This is a genomic window from Kitasatospora sp. NPDC029367, from assembly GCF_055569135.1.
Map to the genome: position 1 here is coordinate 88,320 of NZ_JBVHYH010000018.1, position 16,865 is coordinate 105,184.

Below are 16,865 nucleotides of genomic sequence, written 5' to 3' on the forward strand. Positions count from 1 at the left end.
AACCTCAGCCCCCCTGTACCTGTCCGTCGACCGGCGTCTGGCCAGCCGTCCCGTGTGCCTGCGCGCCCTCGGAGGCCTCGGCCTGGGCCGGGCGCAGCGACTGCTGGAAGCGGGCCACCGCGGCGGCCGCCGCCCGCAGGTCGCACGGCGCGCTCCAGAGCAGCCAGCGCGCCTTCTCGTAGCGTTCGATCACTTCCGGGTCCTCGGCGACCCGCATCCGGGCCGCCATCGCCTTGTAGGCGTCCAGCCGGCCGCGCAGCTCGGCCCGGACGGCCAGCGGCTGGGTCACCTCGGTCAGCGATTGCCGGGCCCGGGCCAGCTCCTTGGCGGCGGCGTCCTCCAGCGCGTCCAGCAGCGGCGCCAGCCGGCCCCACTGCCCGGCCTGGCGCAGGTCCAGGGCGGTGACGATCCGTTCGCGCAGCGCCGAGGCCGGGCCGGGCACGGCGGGGACGTCGCTGGAGGCTATCTTCGCCAGCACCTCGCCGCGGGCCCGGCGGGCCTCGGCCAGGGTGGCGTCGGCCCGCTGGAGCAGGTCGCCGACGCCCTGGAGGCGCTCCTCGGCGTCGTCGCGCAGCCGCAGCAGGTTCTCCAGCTCCAGCCGGACGCCGTCCAGCGCCCGCCCGGCCCGGTCGAAGCGCTCGGTGTCCACCACCCCGGCGGGGGAGGCGAAGGCCTCGCCGTCCGGGACGGTGCCGCGCTGGGCGGGCACCCGGGCCGGGCGCCACAGGGCCAGCGGGTCCTCGCGGACCTCGGTGCGCAGTTCGGTGAGGTCCCGTTCCAGCCCGGCCAGGTCGTCGCCCAGCGGGTGGCCGCCGGTGCGCACGCCGAGCGAGGCGGCCAGGGTGTGCACCCGGTGCAGTTCGGCCAGCAGCAGGTCGATCCGGGCCGGCAGGGCCGACCAGACCGCGTCGGCGGCGCTGACCACCTCCAGCACGGTGGCGTACCAGGAGTTCATCCGGGCCATCAGCGCGTCCAGGCTGATCCGCTCGACCAGTTTGGCGGGCGCGCCCAGCAGTTGCGGCCCGTCCGGCACGGCGCCGCCCGGGACGGTCACCGCGTCGCCCGTCAGCAGCTCGGTCAGTTCGGCGAGTTCGGGCCCGCCGGGCTTGGCCTTGCGGGCCCGGACGGCGCGGGCCGAGGCGAGCGCCTCGGAGTAGCGGTCGAACAGCGCCCAGAGCAGCGGCAGCCCCTTGCCGGCGACGGACCAGCGCTCCAGGGTGCGGCCGGACAGCTCGGCGCCGTCCAGCAGCCGCAGGCCCGGGTGGTCCTGGAGGGCGAGCAGCGCCGACTCGACCGCGTCCCGCTCCGCGCCGAGGCGCGCGAGCGCGCGGTCCACCTCCTCCCGGCTCAGTACCGGGCCAGCCGATGCCGCCACCGCGGTGTCCTTCCTTCCTCGCGTGCGATCCCGCCGTGTGCGACGTGCGATCCCACGACAACCCCCGTGTCCACCACCGGTCTCCCCGTGGTGATCGTCCCGAACCCTAGCCGGTGGCCGCTCGGGCGGTGCGGGCGCGGGGCGTCAAGACGGCGTCAACGCCCCGCGTCCGCGGTGCTCCCTGCGTGCTGCGGTGCCCGGTGCGGCACCGAGCGCTGCGCCCGGTGCGGTGCTCAGCGCGGTGTCCAGTGCTCAGTGCGGGACGGGCCAGTAGTGCTCGGCGTCGTTGAGCATGTACGGCTTCAACCAGCGGTCGTAGCTGCGCCCCCAGTCGCCGCTCGCGTGGTAGTCGGCCAGTACCTGGTTGACCCGCGCGGTGAGGTCCGGGCTGCTCTTGAGCATGGCGACGCCGACCACCTCGGGCTGCACGTCGCCGTCCACGATCCGCACGGTCTGGTCCTGCGCGGCCTGACCGGCCGCCAGGCCGTCGTCCGTCATGGTGGCGTCGACCTTGCCGAGCTGCATCAGGACCAGGCAGTCCAACTGGTTCTCCACCACCGTCAGTCGGGCCTTGGCGTCCTTCTTGGCGCCCTTGGCCGGGTCCATCACGTCGGCGGCCGTCGAGCCCTTGGCGACGCAGACGTTCCTGCCGCCGATCGCCTCGTCCAGGTTCTTCGCCGGGGAGGTCTTCGGCACCAGCACCCGCTGGGAGATGCTGAAGTACGGCTTGGAGAAGGCGACCTGCTCCATCCGCTTGCAGTTGACGGTCATGGTGCGGACGATCAGGTCGACCCGGCCCTTCTGCACCGCGTCGACCCGGTCGGCGGTGGCCACCGGCTTGAGCACCACCTTGTCCGGGTCGCCCATGATGGCGGTGCCGATCGCCCGGGCCAGGTCGATGTCGAAGCCCTCGATCTGGCCGGTGTTCGGGTTCCGGGCGCCCCAGCGGTAGCTGTTCTGGTCGACGCCGATCACCAGGCTGCGCCTGGCCTTGATGGCCTTCACCGCCGGGCCGTCCGCCGAACTCGGCGGCACGCTGCTGTAGATGTCGCAGGAGTCGGACTGGTCCTGGCTCTGCTGGACGGCCTGCGGCGCGCTTGCGGTGGTCGCGGCGGTGGCCCCGGCCGATGCGGCGCCGGAGGGGCCGCCCCCGCCGAGCACGGCCGCGCAGGCGGCCAGCACGGCCAGTGCGGCGGCGCTCCTGGTCGGTACGGTCGTGGTGCGCATGAGTGTCCGTTCCCCCTCTACCGGTACTCGGCGAGTCGTCGGCCCAGGCCGCGCAGCGCGGCGGCCGCGGCCACCAGGCCGAGCACCGCGGCGGCGCCGGCCGCCAGCCGGAGGTCCCCGGCGGTGCCGTCGGCGTAGGCCGTGAAGCGGGCCTGCTCGGCGTCGGCGGCCTGGGCCAGGGCCCGGTCGGTGGCGTTGAAGGCGGCGTCGGCGGTCTCGGTGGTGTCGGTGGCGGACACCGTCGCGTTCAGGGCGCCCTGGTAGTCGGCGTTGTCGACCTCGGCCGAGCGCGCCTTGCGGTACCGGTCCTGCCAGACGTCGTACTGGTCGGCGGCGGTGGCCAGCGACGGGCCCGCGGCGGCGGGGGCGAGGATCAGCGCGTTGGAGAGCGTGCCGGCCCGGTCGCGCATCGGGGTGCCCTTGCCGGCCGTCCCGGCCAGGCGCTTGGTGACGTCGTCGTACTGGGTGGCGTAGGTGGCGGTGGAGCCGCGCGCGACCAGGTTCAGGTTCTCCGCCAGGCGCGCCGTCAGCACGTCCACCCGGGCCGAGTTGAGGGCCTGCAGCGGGGAGGCCCCCTCGTGGTCGCTCTGCTTCAACGCCGAGCCGGTGGTCAGCCCGGCCACGGCGAGCCAGAGCGTGCCGGCCAGGACAGCGGCGGTGGCGCCCAGCAGGCCGACGTTGAACACCCGGTTGGTGCGGCGGAACAGGGTCAGCTGCACCCAGCCCAGCGCGGCCAGGGTGAGCACCGCCAGGCCGTACGCGGCCCAGGGGGTCGACCGGGCCGCGGCGTAGTCCGTCACCAGCTCGTGGTTCTCGATGGTGTTCAGCTCGGCGGCGGCCGGCAGCAGGACGGTCTGCATCTGCTCGGAGGCGTACCGCAGGTAGGCGCCGCCGAGCGGGATGCCCTGCCGGTTGTCGGCCCGCGCGGATTCCACCAGACCGGCGTACACCGGGAGTTGCTGGTTCAGCCGGGAGAGGGAGTCCTGGGCCGGGGAGGTCGAGGTGGTCCGGGCGGCGGCCTGGGAGATCAGCTTGGCGGCCTGGGCGAGGTCCTGCTCGTAGCGGGCCCGGACGTCCTTGGGCTCGGCGCCGGCCAGCAGGAAGCCGGAGGCCGCGGTGGTGGCGGCGTCGGCCAGCGAGCGGTGGATCTCGGCGGCGTCCCGACTGAGCGGCTGACTGTACGAGACCACCCGGTCGGCGGCCTGCGCCCTGGTCTCCAACTGCCAGGCGGTGAGCCCGCCGAAGGCCACGGTCAGCACCGCGAGCACCACCCCGGCGATCCGCAGCCGGCCCGGGGGCGTGCGGGTGGCCTGGGCCAGCCGGGCGCGCACGCCGCGCTCCGGCGCGGTGGCCCGGGGCCGCCGCGCGGGCGGTGCAGCGCCCGGTCTCGGCGCCGTCGGACCGGGGAACGCCGCTCCCCGGGGTGCCGGTGCGCCCGGGGCCGTCGTCGGTGCGCCGAACGCCGCCGCCCCCGGTGCGGCCGGCGGCGTGCCCGGTCGTGCCGGGAACGCGGCGCCCGGTGCGCCGTTGCCTACTGGTGTCGCCACCCGCCTCATCCTCCCCTGGGGCCGACCCGTCTCCCCGGGCCCGACCGATGGCAGCAGTATGGCCGTGACTCCCTCCGACCACACCTGACTTGCGCCGATCTTGAGCATGTCGTGCACGGTTTCCGCACGTCTCCGTACGCCTTCGCACGTCTCCGCACGTCTTGTGCCGGTTGACACCGGTTGTCCCGGGTTGTCGCCGGTTGGCGCCGATCGCACCGGCCGGACGGAGAGGTGGCGCCCGCTGCGACGCCCGCCGGGGCCCCCGCGGTTCCGCGCCGCGCTGCCGCCGGGCCGGGCACCCCCGTGCTCCGTACCATGGGCCCCATGCGACTGCTTGGAACGATCTCGCCCGACCGCCCGCTGCTCGTCGTCGCGGTCCGCGAGGAGGCCGCCCACCTCGACGACCGGCTGCCCGTGCTGCTCACCGGGATAGGGAAGGTCAACGCCACCGCGGCCCTGGCCACCGTGCTGGCGCGGGGCGAGCTCCCGTCCGAGGTGATCAACCTCGGCACGGCCGGCGCGCTGCGCCCCGGCTGGGAGGGCATGCACCACGTCGTCCAGGTGATCCAGCACGACCTGGACACCGCGGCCCTCCAGCACCTCACCGGCCGCAGCTACGGCGCCCCGCTGATGGTCGGCAAGGGCGAGGGCCCGGTGCTGGCCACCGGCGACCTGTTCGTGGACTCCCCGGAGGCCAAGGAGCGGCTCGCCGGGCACGCCGACCTGGTCGACATGGAGGGCTACGCCGTCGCGGCCGTCGCCCACCGGGCCGGGGTGCCGGTGCGGCTGGTCAAGTACGTCAGCGACGAGGCCGGGGACGGCGCGGCCCGCAGCTGGCAGCAGTCGGTCGACGGCTGCGCCCGGCACCTCGCGGACTGGGTGCGCGCGCAGGGCTGGTGACGGCCTGTCGGGTCGCGGGGCTCTCGGGGCGTCGGTCCGGCTGGCTAGGGTGGCGCGGTGACCGAGAACACCGCGCCCAGCCCGCGCCCCGACGTCCGTCCGCCCTCGCTGAACGCCGATGAGCGGACCACCCTGCTGGCCTTCCTCGACTACCTGCGCGAGGCCGTGATCGGCAAGGTGGAGGGCCTCTCCGACGAGGACGCCCGGCGCCCAGGGGTCGCCTCCGGCACCAGCCTGCTGTGGCTGGTGCAGCACCTGGCCGTGGTCGAGCACAACTGGTTCGAGTACGCGTACGGCGGGCTCGGGGAGCCGGCCCAGACGGGGGACGTCGCGGTGGCGGAGGTCTCCACGGCCTCGGCAGTCGCCGCCTACCGGGACGCGATCGCCCGGGCGAACGCGGTGGTCGCGGCCGCCCCGGACCTCGACCGGCCGGGCGCGCGCTCGCTGCGGCCCGACGCGGTCGAAGGGCCGTCGCTGCGCTGGGTGCTGGTGCACATGATCGAGGAGACCGGGCGGCACGCCGGGCACGCGGACATCATCCGGGAGCAGCTGGACGGTGCCGTCGGGCGGTGAGGCCGGGGGTGGGAGGGCGGGGGGGGGGGGGGGGGGGGGGGGGCCCCCCCCCCCCCCCCCCCCCCCCCCCCCCCCCCCACCCCCGCCGGTTCACCTGCGGTCGGTCGCCGTCAGTCCCGGAAGGCCGAGAGCGTCAGTCCCGGAAGGCCGAGAGGTCGAAGGCCGCCAGCCGCTCCTGGTCGGCGATCACGTCGATCTCGGTGATCACGCCGGCCACGACGGTGAACGCCATGATCGACAGCGCCCGGCCGTTGTCGCCGATGACCACCGCGCCCGCGGTGCCGTTGACCAGCGCGGGGCGGGCGAACGGCGCCAGCTTGCCCCACATCGCGGCCTGCCCGGCCACCGCCCTGGCGCCGGTGAGCACCATGGTGTGGCGGGCCAGCACGGCGCCGCCGTCCGAGCGCAGCACCACGTCCGGGTCCAGCACGGCGACCAGCGCCTCCAGGTCGCCGGTGCGGGAGGCGGCGAAGAAGGCGTCCACGGCCAGCCGCTGACGGCCCGGGTCCCGGTCGGGCGCGGGCTGCGCCTGCACCTTGCGCCGGGCCCGGCTGGCCAGTTGGCGGGTCGCGGCCGAGGTCTTCTCGATCAGCGGGGCGATCTCCTCGAACGGCACCGCGAACAGGTCGTGCAGCACGAAGGCGACCCGCTCGGCGGGCGACAGCGACTCCATCACCACCATCAGGGCCAGGCCGACCGAGTCCGCGAGCATCACCTCCTGCTCCGGGTCGACCACCCCTTCCCGGCGCAGCAGCGGGTCCGGCAGCCGCTCGAGGCCGCTCGCGCCGTCCGGCCCGACCGGCTGGAGCGGCTCCTCCCGACGGGCGGCGCGGTCGCGCAGCAGGTTCAGGCAGACCCGGGACACCACCGTGGTCAGCCAGCCGCCGAGGTTGGCCACCTCGGCCGTGTCGGTGCGGTCGAACCGCAGCCAGGCGTCCTGGAGCGCGTCCTCGGCCTCGCTGATCGAGCCGAGCATCCGGTAGGCGACCGCGCGCAGGTGCGGGCGGTGCTCCTCGAAGAGCGCGGTCCGGGTAGATCGCTCATCGCTTCCGACTGTTCCGTCCACCGTGTCACATTCCTTCGTCGCCTCGGGTCAGGGCAGCAGGAGCCACCCAACAACGGGGGCGGCGGGGAGATCAACTCCCGGCCAGGGACGAAACGGAGACGATCATGACGAACAACCCGGTACTGGTCACCGGCGGCACCGGCACCCTGGGCCGGCAGGTCGTACCGCTGCTGCTCGCGGCGGGGCGGCCGGTGCGCGTGCTGAGCCGGCGGGGGCGGGCGGCGGAGGACGGCGCGGTCGGGGACGGCGCGGTCGGGGACGGCGTGACGTACGTGCGCGGCGACCTGCTCGGCGACGAGGCCGAGGCGGCCACCCGGCTGGACGAGGCGCTCACGGGGGTCGGCACCGTGCTGCACCTCGCGGGCGGCCCCAAGGGCGACGACGAGGCCACCCGGCGGCTGGTCGCGGCCGCCCAGCGGGCCGGGGTGCGGCACCTGGTGTACATCTCGGTGATCGGCGCCGACAAGGTGCCGCTCGGCTACTTCCGCGCCAAGCACGCGGCCGAGGAGGCGGTGACCGGCTCGGGCCTGCCGTACACCGTGCTGCGCGCCGCGCAGTTCCACGACCTGGCGTTCGCCGTGGTCGAGAAGATGGCCAAGCTGCCGCTCCTGCCGGCCCCCGGCGGGGTCCGCTGGCAGCCCGTGGACGCGCGCGACGTCGCCGCCCGGCTGGTCGAGTTGGCGCTGGACGGGCCCGCCGGCCTGGTCCCGGACCTGGCCGGGCCGACGGTGTACGAGATGGACGAGCTGACCCGGGCGTACCTGGCCGCGCGGGGCCGCAGCCGTCGGCGGCTGCCCGTACGGGTGCCGGGCAAGGTCGGGCGCGCGTACCGGGCGGGGGCGAACCTCACCCTGGCCGGGGCCGAGCACGGGCGGCGCACCTGGGAGGAGTACCTGGCCGAACGGCTGACGGCCTGAGGTGTCCGAGGGGCGCCGTAGGGTGTCCGCCATGTCGTTCCTCGATCGCCTGCGGGCGACCCCCGCCACCGTCGACTACCTGCTCTGGCCCGCGGACTTCTCCCTCGACGCCTACTCGCACGTGGAGGAGGTCGTGCTCGCCTCCGGCGAGGCCCTGGAGGAGGTCGGCAAGTGCAGCGGGGGCGGCACCTACTTCCTCTGCGGCGAGGGCGGCGACGAACGCCCCGTCCTGTACGCCGACTCGGAGGGCGGCGCGGCGCTGCTGGCCGTCGGGCTGGAGGAGCTGGTCCGGCTGCTGCTGGCGGTGCCGTGGTGGCAGGACTGCGTGCGGCTGACCGAGGAGGAGAGCGCGGAGGCGGCCGAGGACTACCTGGCCGACGAGCCCGACCTGCTCGCCGACCGGGACGCGGCCGCGGCCGCGATCGGGCTCGAAGTCCCCACCGCGGCCGAGGCCCTGGCCCGCCTGCGCGAGGTCACCCTCGGCCTCGGTCCGTCGTACGTGCTGCTCAACGCCGTGGAGGGCAACGCCTACCGGTCGCTGTTCCGGCTCTGAACCGCGTCGGCGTCAGGTGGGACTGTGCCGCCGGGACCAGCCGGTGTCGCGCCCGTCGCCCGGGCGGTTCGTGGTGCTCGCGGTGATCGCGGCAGTGTGCCGGTCGGCCGGTCGGATCGCGATGACGTCCATGATGTGCCTCTCCCCGTAGTCGCATGCGCGCGCTCTGGCTCGCAGAACGCTATGGGCGGCCAGGGCGCTCCGCATCCGTACGGGTACTCAGCCGGGCTGAGTCGATTCGCGGTCGTGCCGGTCAGAGGAGGCGGCGCAGGAGGCGGGACTTGAGGGGGGTGAAGGGCGGGTAGGCGGGGCGGAGGGGGTCGGCGAGGAGGGGCTTGTCGAGGACGGACTTGGTGTGGCTGAAGGTGTCGATGGAGTGGGCGCCGTGGTACCGGCCGAGGCCGCTCTCGCCGACACCGCCGAAGGGCAGCCCGGGGACGACGATGTGGGCGTTGGGGACGCCGAAGGCGAGGGCGCCGGAGGAGGTCTCGGTGGTGAGGCGGCGCTTGGTGGTGTCGGAGGCGGTGAAGGCGTAGAGGGCGAGGGGCTTGTCGCGGTCCGTGATGAAGGCGATCGCGGCGTCGAGGTCGGGGACGCGGATGATCGGCAGGACGGGGCCGAAGATCTCCTCGCGCATCACCGGGGCGTCCGGGTCGACGTCGGCCAGGACGGTGGGGGCGAGGTAGCGGTCGGCGCGGTGGTGGTCGCCGCCGGTGACGATGCGGCCGTCGGCGAGCAGGGCGGTCAGCCGGTCGAAGTGGCGCTCGTTGACGATGCGGCCGTAGTCGGGGCTCCGCGCCGGGTCGGTGCCGTACATCTCGCGGACGGCGGCGGTGAGTTGGCGCTCGAGTTCGGTGGCGGTGTCGCCGATGGCGAGGACGTAGTCGGGGGCCACGCAGGTCTGGCCGGCGTTCATGAACTTGCCCCAGGCGATCCGGCGGGCGGCGGTGGCGAGGTCGGTGCCGGGCTCGACGACGACCGGGCTCTTGCCGCCCAACTCCAGGGTGACGGGGGTGAGATGGCGGGCGGCGGCGGTCATGACGATGCGGGCGACGGCGCCGTTGCCGGTGTAGAGGATGTGGTCGAAGCGCTGCTCCAGCAGGGCGGTGGTCTCCGGCACGCCGCCCTCGACGACGGCGACGGCCTGCGGGTCGAGGGTGCGGGGCAGCCAGTGGGCGATGGCGGCGGAGGTGGCGGGGGCGAGCTCGCTGGGCTTGACCACCGCGCAGTTGCCCGCGGCGAGCGCGCCGACCAGCGGGGACAGCGCGAGCTGGAGCGGGTAGTTCCACGGGCTGATGATCAGCACGGTGCCCAGGGGTTCGCGGACCGTCCGGGCCCGGGCGGGAAGCAGCGCGAGCGGGACGGGGGTGCGGCGCGGGCGCAGCCAGCCGTCGAGGTGGCGCAGGGTGTGGTCGATTTCGTTGACCGTGAAGCCGATCTCGGTGGTGTAGGCCTCGGCGGCGCTCTTGCCGAGGTCGGCGTGGAGGGCGGCGGTGAAGACGGCCTCCTGGTCGACCAGCAGGCGGCGCAGGGCGCGGAGTTGGGCCTTGCGCCAGGCGAGGGGCTTGGTGCGGCCGGTGGCGAAGGCGGCGCGCAGGCGGGTGACGGTCGCGGCGGGGCCTTCGACGGCGGGGCCGGCGGTGGGGGTGGCTTCGGCGGAGGCGGGCGCGGCAGTGGGCGTGGCTTCGGCAGAGAGGCTCATGCCGTCGAGCATAAACGAAACGAAACGCTTTCGTTTCTAGTTCTCGGTAGACTTCCGGCATGAGCCGCAGCACCACCCCGCCCAGCCCTGCCAGCCCTGCCAGCCCTGCCAGCCCTGCCAGCCGTGCCGGCGCCGCACCGGCCGCCACCTCGCGCCGGGGGCGTCCCCGCGACGCCGCCCGGGACCGGGCGCTGCTGGACGCCACGCTCGCCGTCCTCGCGGAGAGCGGCTACGGCGGGCTGACCACCGCCGCCGTGGCGGCCCGGGCCGGGGTCTCGACGGCGACCCTCTACCGTCGCTGGTCGTCCAAGGAGGACCTGGTGATCGCCGCCGCCGCGCTGCACGGCGAGAGCTCGTACGAGCAGCCGGACACCGGCGGACTGGAGGGCGACCTGCGGGTCGTCCTGCGGGACAAGGCGGCGAGCATGACCGGCGAGCCCGGCCGGCTGATCCGCGCCCTGATCGGCGAGGCCGCCCACAACACCGCGCTGGCCGAGGCGCTGGTGACGGCCTTCCTCCGGCCGGTGTACGGGCGGGTCGCGGAGGTCGTCCGGCGGGCCGTCGAGCGCGGTGAGATCCAGGCGCTCGACAGCGTGGACCTGCTCGGCGAGGTGGTGGTCGGACCGGTGATGACCCACTTCCTGCTCACCCCGCAACTGCCCGAGGACGTGGACGAGGCCACCGCCCGGGAGACCGCCGACCGGTTGCTGCCCTTCGCCCTGCGGGCGGTGGGCGGGACGCTCGGGGCGGCCGGGGCGGCGGAGAGGCTCGGGACGGCGGAGAGGCTCGGGCCGTCCGGCTGAAACGCGCCCGGCGGACTCCCGCGACAGGACCCCTGCGAGACTCCGTGGGACCCCGTGGGACCCCGTGAGACCCCGTGAGACCCCGTGAGAAGAGGAGCCCCGATGCCCTGGTTCACGCTCGAACGCTTCGACCCGTCCTTCTTCGACACCGCGCCGCACCGCCACGCGTACGTGCTGGACCTGCCGGTGACGCCGGAGGCGGTCTGGCGCGGGCTCGCCGGGGACGCGCCGCTGTCCTGGTGCCGGGGCCTGGCCGGTGGCCGCTACACCTCGCGGCCCCCGCACGGCGTCGGCACGACCCGCGAGATCACCGCGATGCGACTGCTGCGCCTGCGGGAGGAGTTCGTGCGCTGGGAGGAGGGCTCCCGGCACTCCTTCTGCGTCACCTCGGCGAGCCTGCCGCTGTTCCGGCGCTTCGGCGAGGACTACCTGGTCGAGCCCACCCCGACCGGCACCCGGTTCACCTGGACCTTCGCCTTCGAACCCAACCCGCTGCTGGCCCGCCCGGCCGCGCTGACGGACCTGCCGAACCGGTCCTTCCTGGGGAGCCTGGTCGCGGACACCGAGCGGCACTTCGGCGCGGCCTGACGGGCCGGGTCCGGCTGACACGGGCCTCGGCTGCTGCGGCTCCGGGCGGGTGCCGGACGGCACCAGCACGGTGTGCGCGGCGGTGGTGCAGGCCCGTCAGCGGGTGGCGGTGAGGGCCAGGGTGACGACGGCCAGGGCCAGGTAGCCCGCCGGGAAGTGGAGGTTGTGGAGGACCCGGGTGCGGACGTGGGTCGCCACGGCGCCGACGTAGAACAGCACCAGCCCGACCGCGGCCGCGAGGCCGAGCGGCGGGAGGGCGACCAGGCCGGCCAGCAGGCCGACGGCGCCGGCCAGCTTGAGCGAGGCGAGCCACGGGACCCACTCCGGCTTCACCCCCACCTCGGCCGAATTGGCCAGCACGAAGGGGGCCTTGGCGAAGTCGGCGGCGGCGATTCCGGCGTTGGCGGCGATGGCGAGGACGGTGACGACGAGACAGGCGATGGACATGGCTCCAGCCTCTTCGCGGGCCTCCGCTTGCGTCCAATACCGGCTTCCATAACCTGGTGGAATGGATGTGGACACCCGGCTGCTGCGCACCTTCGCCGCCGTCGCCGAGGACGGCAGCCTGACCCGGGCGGCCGAGCGGCTGTACGTCTCCCAACCCGCGCTGACCAAGCAGGTCCGGCAGTTGGAGAAGCTGCTCGGGGTGCCGTTGTTCGTCCGGTCCCGGGCCGGGATGGCGCTCACCGTGGCCGGGCGGAGCCTCGCCGCGCGGGTGCCGGGCCTGCTGGCCGACTGGGACGCGACCCTGCGCGAGGCCAGGGGCGCGGCCAGCCGGGCGGAGCGGGTGCTGCGGGTGGGCTTCCTGGCCAGCGCCGCCAACGAGGCCACGCCGGGCATCGTCGCCGGGTTCACCGAGCGCAATCCCGGCTGGCGGGTCGAGATGCGGCACACTGCGTGGTCCGACCCGACGGCCGGGCTGGCCGCCGGGGAGGCCGACGTGGCGCTGCTGCGGCTGCCGTTCCCCGGGCAGGAGGGGTGGCGGGTGGCCGAGTTGTTCACCGAGCCGCGGTGGGTCGCGCTGCCCTCGGCACACCGGCTGGCGGCGCTGGAGGTGGTCCCGTTCCGGGAGTTGTGGGACGAGCCCTTCGTCGCGGCCCCCGCCGAGACCGGCGGCTGGCGGGACTACTGGGTCGCCGCCGATGAGCGGGAGGGGCACCCGGTCCGCTTCGGCGCCGTGGTGGAGCACCCGGACGACTGGCTGAGCGCCATCGCCAACGGGTACGGCGTCGCGCTCGCCCCCGCGTCCACGGCCCGCTTCTACGCCCGGCCGGGGATCGCCTACCGGCCGGTGAGCGGGGTCGGCCCGAGCCGGATCGCGGTGGCGTGGGCCGGGGTGGACGACGGGAACCCGGTGGTGCGGGACTTCGTGCGGTGCTGTCTGGCGGCGGCCGAGGCGGCTGACGGGACTCCGGCCCCGGAGTGAGCCCCGGCCCCGGCCCCTGTCCTGTCCTGTCCCCGGCCCTGGCCCCTCTCCTGACCCCGACCCCGGCGTCAGGAGGGGGTGGCAGCCCTCAGCGCCGCCACCCCCCGTTGGCTTCTCGGCACCGGGGCGGTGGTTCATTGAGCCAAACCCCGCCATGGGATGAAAGCGGGTGGGGATCCGGCCGGGGTTCGGTGGGGTTTCGGTGAGCGTCCCATCGCGCGGAGCAGTCCGTCCTGCCGGGCGACGGCAGGGGAGGCGGCAGGAACAGGAGCGCCGGAGGGCGTGGGCCCGGGGGCGGCGAAGTAGCGGTGGGTGGTGCCGGGGTCGACGGGGGTCTCGGGCAGGCCCGCGTAGACGGTGTCGAGGTGTTCGTGGAGCCAGTCGACGAGCGTGGGGTGGAGGGCGCCGTCCAGGCCGAGGGCGGTGGCGAGGTCCCAGGTGTGGACGGCGCTGTCGGCGGTCCGTACGGCGAGTGCCTGTCGGCCGGTGAGCGGCCCGAGGGGGTGGTCGAGGATGCGGCACGGCGCGTCGGACTGCCCGTAGGCGTCGGCCAGTTGGCGGACGGAGGAGGTGTAGGCGGCCACGGGGGAGCCGCCGAGGGCGTCGGCTTCGCGCAGGCGGAGGAACTCGGCGTGGTGGCCGCCGGTGAGCAGGAGGCGGTGGTTGAGGTTGCCCCGGGCCATGTGGTTGACCAACTGCCGTACGTTCCAGTCGGTGCAGGGGGTGGGCAGGGTCCACTGCCCGGGGCGGACGGACCGCAGGGCCCGTTCGAATCCGTCGCTGGCGAGCAGGAACCGGTCGAGGAGTCCGTCGAAGGCGGCGCTGGTCATGCGGCCCATCCTGGCGGCGGGGGCCGGCTCGTACCGGCGGGTTCCGGACCTCGCGCTGGGGCGTTCCCCGGGCCGGGGAACGCCCCAGCGGGTTCAGTGGGCGAGGGCCTGGCGCAGCCGCTTCTTGTCGGGCTTGCCGACGGCGGTGAGCGGGATGGCGTCGACCAGGTGGAGGGCCTCGGGGGCGTAGAGGCGGCCCTTGTTGGCGGTGACGTAGGCGCGGACGTCCTCCAGGTCGGGCTGCCGGCCCGGGGCGGGGACGACGGCGGCGTGGACGTGTTCGGCCTGCTGGTCGTCGCGGACGCCGTAGACGGCGCACTGGGCGATGGCCGGGTGGGTGAGGAGGAGTTCCTCGACCTCGGTGGGGTAGACGTGGCCGCCGACGACGATGATCAGGTCCTTGAGGCGGTCGGCGAGGTAGAGGTAGCCGTCGGCGTCGAAGTAGCCGATGTCGCCGGTGTCGAGCCAACCCCCGCGCAGCACCTTGGCGGTGAGCTCGGGCTGCTTCCAGTAGCCGGCCATCAGCGTGCCGGAGCGGACGTGGATCTCGCCCTGCTCCCCGGCGGGCAGCACGGTGCCGTCGGCGGCGCGGACCTCCACCTCCACGTCGGGGAACGGCCGACCGACCGGGAGCGGGCCGTCCTCGCCGAACCGGGCGTGCTCCTCGGGGGTGAGGTAGGCGATCTTCTGGGCCTCGGACATGCCGTAGAGGCTGACCAGCACCGGGCCGAACACCTTGACGGCCTCGCGGATCCGGGCGGGGGAGGCGGCGCAGCCGCCGTAGGAGAGTCGGCGCAGGCTGGACAGGTCGGTGCGGGCCAGGGCCGGGTGGTCGAGCAGCTGGTAGATCAGCGGGGGCAGCGCCCAGAGGTCGGTGATGCGTTCGCGCTCGATCGCGGCGAGGACCTCGCCGGGGTCGAAGGTGCGCTGGAGGACGACGGAGCCGCCGCGCTGGAGCGTCACATCGGCGAGCACGCCGGAGAGGTGGGCGAGCGAGGTGGCGGCGAGCAGCCGGGGCGGCTCCTCGTCCTGAGGGCCCGCGAGGAGGGCGTCGAACATGTCCCGGTAGGGGCCGTGGAGGCTGAGGATGCCCTTGGGGATGCCGGTGGTGCCGCCGGTGTGGCGGATGCCGATGTCGTCGCCGGGGCCGAGGGGGACGGCGGGGTCGGTGGCGGGGTGGACGGCGGAGGCGGCGATCGCGTCCTCGCCGATCCCGGTGCCGTCGGTGCCGGTGCCGTCGGGGCCGGGGCCGGGGCCGAGGGTGAGGACGGTCGGGACGTCGATCAGCGGCAGCAACTCGGCGGCGCCCGCGTACCGTTCGGCGTCGACGAGGAGCACGGTGGTGTCCACGCTCGCCACGATCTCGGCCAGCACGGGGGCGCCCATCCCGTCGTACAGGTTGACCACCCGGGCCCCGGCCAGCCCGGCCGCGTAGCGGGCGGCGAGGGCTTCGGGGGTGTTGCCGGTGAGCAGGGTGACGGTGGTACCGCGACCGGCGCCACGGGCGACGAGCTCGTGGGCGAGGCGGTAGGCGGTGGCGGCGAGTTCGCCGGCGGTGATCTCGACGCCGTCGGCGGAGGTGATGGCCCGCCGCTCGGGGTGCGAGGCGAGGGACCGGAGGATGAGAGCGGGTCCGCTGACGAACTCCCGGTCACTCATGGCCACTTCTTCCTTGTAGTTTGCAACCATGTCGTCAGGCTAACTCCACCCCCCGCTACGCACCGGCGATATTTGGCCATGTCCGGTCAGAAGGTGGTCGGTGGACGAAGGACCAGCTCGGTGACCGCCTCCCAGTGCTCGTCCGGGGCGGTCACGATGACGTACCCGGACTGGTCGGGGAGGGCGGGGACCAGGGCGCTGCGGCAGCCGAGGCCGTGGTGGATCTCGACCGGGACGGCCGTGCCGTCGAGGCGCAGCACGTCGGTGCTGGTCCGCTCGGCGGCCGGGAGCTGCCCGGTGCGCGGGTCGTAGTCGAAGCGGTCCGAATTGGCCAGGAAATTGGCGAGTTGGGACTGTGGGGTGGTGACGGAGCCGATCCGGTGCTCGGGCGGCAGCGGGCGCGAGGTCTGGACGATGGCCAGGAACTCGCGGCCCCGGTGGTAGTTGAGGTCGATGTGGCAGAGATAGCCGTTCGTGGATTGGCGGCCCACCAGGAAGAACCAGTCGGGCGGGGTTTCGCGGACGGCGGCGATCCGCCCGCCCCACTCCTCGGCGGTCTCGCGCGGGGTGGGGCGGTGGCGTCGGTGGGCCTCGTGCGGGCGGTCGCTGTAGAACATCGGCACCTCAACTCACTTGGTGGGAAAGTTCGTTGAGCCAGTATGGCGCGGGGGGAGGCGCCGCGTGCGATTAGGTGGTGATCGAGGCCGAGCGTCCGCGGTCAAGGTTCGCCGGGTCACGGGTCTGTCCCAGCGGGGGACGGGTCGGGGGCGGGGGCGTGGTGGGGGCGGGAATCGCTGTTCCGGCTGGGTGGGGGCCCGGCTCCGGCGCTTCGTGGTCGGCCGGTCGTGTAACAGCACTGTCCTGACGGATGGTCGGGCGGAACGGTTCGTCGGGCCGGGTGGTCCTGCTCACCAGAACCGCCGCTCGTACCGACCCGTGCCGAGCAGCCGCCACCGCCACCGCCACCCGAGACCGAGGAAGTCACGATGCGCGTTCACAAGGCCACCTTCGCCGCCGCCCTGGTCGTCGCCGCCGGCCTGTCGCTCACGGCCTGCGGCCCCAACGACGACACCGGCACCGACCAGGCCAAGCCGACGGCTGCGGCGAGCGTCACCACTGCGCCCACCAAGGCCGCCACGGGCGGCGGTTCGGCCGGCACGACCTCGGGTGGCGGTTCGGGCGGCTCCGCCGGAACCGGCGGGACGGCCCCGAGCGGGAAGGCCACGGCCGGTGGGACGGGCGCCACCGACGGCGGCAAGGCAGGCGCCAAGTGCCGGACCGACGACCTGACCATCACGGCCGTGGACCGCACCATCGACGGCGACGCCGCCCGTACCGTCGTGGTCGAGTTGAAGAACCACAGCGGCCACGACTGCTCGCTCACCGGGTACGCGGGCGTCGACCTCAAGACCAACGCCGGTTCGCTGTCCGCCCAGCGCTCCGGCGAGCCGGTCGTCGCGGGCGTCGTCAAGAACGGCAAGTCGACGTTCTTCGGCATCAGCTACCCGAACAACACCTCGGGCGGCTCCGGCGTCCGGATCACCGGCCTGGTGGTGACCCCGCCGGACGAGACCAAGTCCGTCACCCTGCCCTGGCCGGGCGCGGGCTCGCTGCCGGTCACGGACGGGTCCGGCTCCCCGGTGAAGATCGGCCCGATGGGCAGCGCGGGCCAGGGCGGTCAGTAGCCCCCCGCCTGGCC

The 16,865-nt window shown here is 74.7% G+C and carries 17 protein-coding genes; 8 read left to right on the top strand and 9 right to left on the bottom strand.

The features are described from left to right. Positions 1–4: 4 nt before the first annotated feature. The 3 genes from ACZ4W5_RS12980 to ACZ4W5_RS12990 all read right to left on the bottom strand — a co-directional run bounded on the left by ACZ4W5_RS12980 (position 5) and on the right by ACZ4W5_RS12990 (position 3,933). On the bottom strand, positions 5–1,375 hold the full coding sequence (locus ACZ4W5_RS12980) for a hypothetical protein (protein WP_360242595.1): 1,371 nt from the start codon (positions 1,373–1,375) through the stop codon (positions 5–7). Positions 1,376–1,627: 252 nt separating this feature from the next. Next, the gene (locus ACZ4W5_RS12985; protein WP_465654193.1) at positions 1,628–2,602 is read right to left on the bottom strand and encodes a glutamate ABC transporter substrate-binding protein; all 975 of its coding nucleotides are present in this window, start codon (positions 2,600–2,602) and stop codon (positions 1,628–1,630) included. Between the two features lie 17 nt (positions 2,603–2,619). Beyond that, the gene (locus ACZ4W5_RS12990) at positions 2,620–3,933 is read right to left on the bottom strand and encodes a hypothetical protein (RefSeq protein ID WP_465654194.1); all 1,314 of its coding nucleotides are present in this window, start codon (positions 3,931–3,933) and stop codon (positions 2,620–2,622) included. 540 nt (positions 3,934–4,473) lie between these two features. Here ACZ4W5_RS12990 and ACZ4W5_RS12995 point away from each other — a divergent pair. Both ACZ4W5_RS12995 and ACZ4W5_RS13000 read left to right on the top strand, forming a co-directional pair. Further along, positions 4,474–5,049 carry a nucleosidase gene (locus ACZ4W5_RS12995; RefSeq protein ID WP_402484358.1) on the top strand — a complete coding sequence of 192 codons (576 nt, stop codon included), beginning with the start codon at positions 4,474–4,476 and terminating at the stop codon, positions 5,047–5,049. Between the two features lie 57 nt (positions 5,050–5,106). Next, on the top strand, positions 5,107–5,622 hold the full coding sequence (locus tag ACZ4W5_RS13000; protein ID WP_465654195.1) for a DinB family protein: 516 nt from the start codon (positions 5,107–5,109) through the stop codon (positions 5,620–5,622). 133 nt (positions 5,623–5,755) lie between these two features. Here ACZ4W5_RS13000 and ACZ4W5_RS13005 read toward each other — a convergent pair whose 3' ends face one another. Beyond that, positions 5,756–6,688, bottom strand: coding sequence for a sigma-70 family RNA polymerase sigma factor (locus tag ACZ4W5_RS13005; protein ID WP_360242580.1), 933 nt, complete (start codon positions 6,686–6,688; stop codon positions 5,756–5,758). A gap of 104 nt (positions 6,689–6,792) precedes the next feature. Here ACZ4W5_RS13005 and ACZ4W5_RS13010 point away from each other — a divergent pair, with 104 nt between their 5' ends. Both ACZ4W5_RS13010 and ACZ4W5_RS13015 read left to right on the top strand, forming a co-directional pair. Then, on the top strand, positions 6,793–7,605 hold the full coding sequence (locus ACZ4W5_RS13010; protein ID WP_465654196.1) for an SDR family oxidoreductase: 813 nt from the start codon (positions 6,793–6,795) through the stop codon (positions 7,603–7,605). Between the two features lie 31 nt (positions 7,606–7,636). After that, positions 7,637–8,158 carry a hypothetical protein gene (locus ACZ4W5_RS13015; RefSeq protein WP_402484365.1) on the top strand — a complete coding sequence of 174 codons (522 nt, stop codon included), beginning with the start codon at positions 7,637–7,639 and terminating at the stop codon, positions 8,156–8,158. Positions 8,159–8,411: 253 nt separating this feature from the next. Here the strand turns inward: ACZ4W5_RS13015 and ACZ4W5_RS13020 are convergent, their stop codons facing one another. Beyond that, on the bottom strand, positions 8,412–9,860 hold the full coding sequence (locus tag ACZ4W5_RS13020; RefSeq protein ID WP_465654197.1) for an aldehyde dehydrogenase family protein: 1,449 nt from the start codon (positions 9,858–9,860) through the stop codon (positions 8,412–8,414). Between the two features lie 59 nt (positions 9,861–9,919). Here ACZ4W5_RS13020 and ACZ4W5_RS13025 point away from each other — a divergent pair, with 59 nt between their 5' ends. Both ACZ4W5_RS13025 and ACZ4W5_RS13030 read left to right on the top strand, forming a co-directional pair. Beyond that, positions 9,920–10,663: a TetR/AcrR family transcriptional regulator gene (locus ACZ4W5_RS13025; protein ID WP_465654198.1), complete on the top strand. Its 744-nt coding sequence runs from the start codon at positions 9,920–9,922 to the stop codon at positions 10,661–10,663. Between the two features lie 102 nt (positions 10,664–10,765). Further along, positions 10,766–11,251 (top strand): SRPBCC family protein, encoded by a 486-nt coding sequence (locus ACZ4W5_RS13030; RefSeq protein WP_402484371.1) that lies wholly within the window; start codon positions 10,766–10,768, stop codon positions 11,249–11,251. 96 nt (positions 11,252–11,347) lie between these two features. Here the strand turns inward: ACZ4W5_RS13030 and ACZ4W5_RS13035 are convergent, their stop codons facing one another. Further along, positions 11,348–11,698, bottom strand: a complete 351-nt coding sequence (locus ACZ4W5_RS13035) for a DoxX family protein (RefSeq protein WP_465654199.1) — start codon at positions 11,696–11,698, stop codon at positions 11,348–11,350. Positions 11,699–11,759: 61 nt separating this feature from the next. Between ACZ4W5_RS13035 and ACZ4W5_RS13040 the strand changes: the two genes are divergently transcribed. Continuing rightward, positions 11,760–12,677, top strand: a complete 918-nt coding sequence (locus tag ACZ4W5_RS13040) for a LysR family transcriptional regulator (protein ID WP_465654200.1) — start codon at positions 11,760–11,762, stop codon at positions 12,675–12,677. Between the two features lie 134 nt (positions 12,678–12,811). On the opposite strand, the gene ACZ4W5_RS13045 is transcribed toward ACZ4W5_RS13040, so the two are convergent. From ACZ4W5_RS13045 to ACZ4W5_RS13055, 3 genes are all read right to left on the bottom strand, one after another. After that, positions 12,812–13,507, bottom strand: a complete 696-nt coding sequence (locus ACZ4W5_RS13045; RefSeq protein ID WP_465654201.1) for a TIGR03086 family metal-binding protein — start codon at positions 13,505–13,507, stop codon at positions 12,812–12,814. 93 nt (positions 13,508–13,600) lie between these two features. Further along, positions 13,601–15,196, bottom strand: a complete 1,596-nt coding sequence (locus ACZ4W5_RS13050) for an AMP-binding protein (protein ID WP_465654202.1) — start codon at positions 15,194–15,196, stop codon at positions 13,601–13,603. 56 nt (positions 15,197–15,252) lie between these two features. Further along, positions 15,253–15,783, bottom strand: coding sequence for a hypothetical protein (locus ACZ4W5_RS13055; RefSeq protein WP_465654204.1), 531 nt, complete (start codon positions 15,781–15,783; stop codon positions 15,253–15,255). A gap of 369 nt (positions 15,784–16,152) precedes the next feature. Between ACZ4W5_RS13055 and ACZ4W5_RS13060 the strand changes: the two genes are divergently transcribed. Then, a complete protein-coding gene (locus tag ACZ4W5_RS13060) occupies positions 16,153–16,851 on the top strand; it encodes a DUF4232 domain-containing protein (RefSeq protein WP_465654206.1) in 699 nt (232 codons plus the stop codon). The last annotated feature ends 14 nt before the right edge of the window (positions 16,852–16,865 follow it).

Coding starts and splice junctions, on each gene's coding strand:
- ACZ4W5_RS12985 (WP_465654193.1), bottom strand. CDS start 2,602: ATGCGCACCACGACCGTACCGACCAGGAGCGCCGCCGCACTGGCCGTG.
- ACZ4W5_RS12995 (WP_402484358.1), top strand. CDS start 4,474: ATGCGACTGCTTGGAACGATCTCGCCCGACCGCCCGCTGCTCGTCGTC.
- ACZ4W5_RS13010 (WP_465654196.1), top strand. CDS start 6,793: ATGACGAACAACCCGGTACTGGTCACCGGCGGCACCGGCACCCTGGGC.
- ACZ4W5_RS13015 (WP_402484365.1), top strand. CDS start 7,637: ATGTCGTTCCTCGATCGCCTGCGGGCGACCCCCGCCACCGTCGACTAC.
- ACZ4W5_RS13020 (WP_465654197.1), bottom strand. CDS start 9,860: ATGAGCCTCTCTGCCGAAGCCACGCCCACTGCCGCGCCCGCCTCCGCC.
- ACZ4W5_RS13025 (WP_465654198.1), top strand. CDS start 9,920: ATGAGCCGCAGCACCACCCCGCCCAGCCCTGCCAGCCCTGCCAGCCCT.
- ACZ4W5_RS13030 (WP_402484371.1), top strand. CDS start 10,766: ATGCCCTGGTTCACGCTCGAACGCTTCGACCCGTCCTTCTTCGACACC.
- ACZ4W5_RS13035 (WP_465654199.1), bottom strand. CDS start 11,698: ATGTCCATCGCCTGTCTCGTCGTCACCGTCCTCGCCATCGCCGCCAAC.
- ACZ4W5_RS13040 (WP_465654200.1), top strand. CDS start 11,760: ATGGATGTGGACACCCGGCTGCTGCGCACCTTCGCCGCCGTCGCCGAG.
- ACZ4W5_RS13045 (WP_465654201.1), bottom strand. CDS start 13,507: ATGACCAGCGCCGCCTTCGACGGACTCCTCGACCGGTTCCTGCTCGCC.
- ACZ4W5_RS13050 (WP_465654202.1), bottom strand. CDS start 15,196: ATGGTTGCAAACTACAAGGAAGAAGTGGCCATGAGTGACCGGGAGTTC.
- ACZ4W5_RS13055 (WP_465654204.1), bottom strand. CDS start 15,783: ATGTTCTACAGCGACCGCCCGCACGAGGCCCACCGACGCCACCGCCCC.
- ACZ4W5_RS13060 (WP_465654206.1), top strand. CDS start 16,153: ATGCGCGTTCACAAGGCCACCTTCGCCGCCGCCCTGGTCGTCGCCGCC.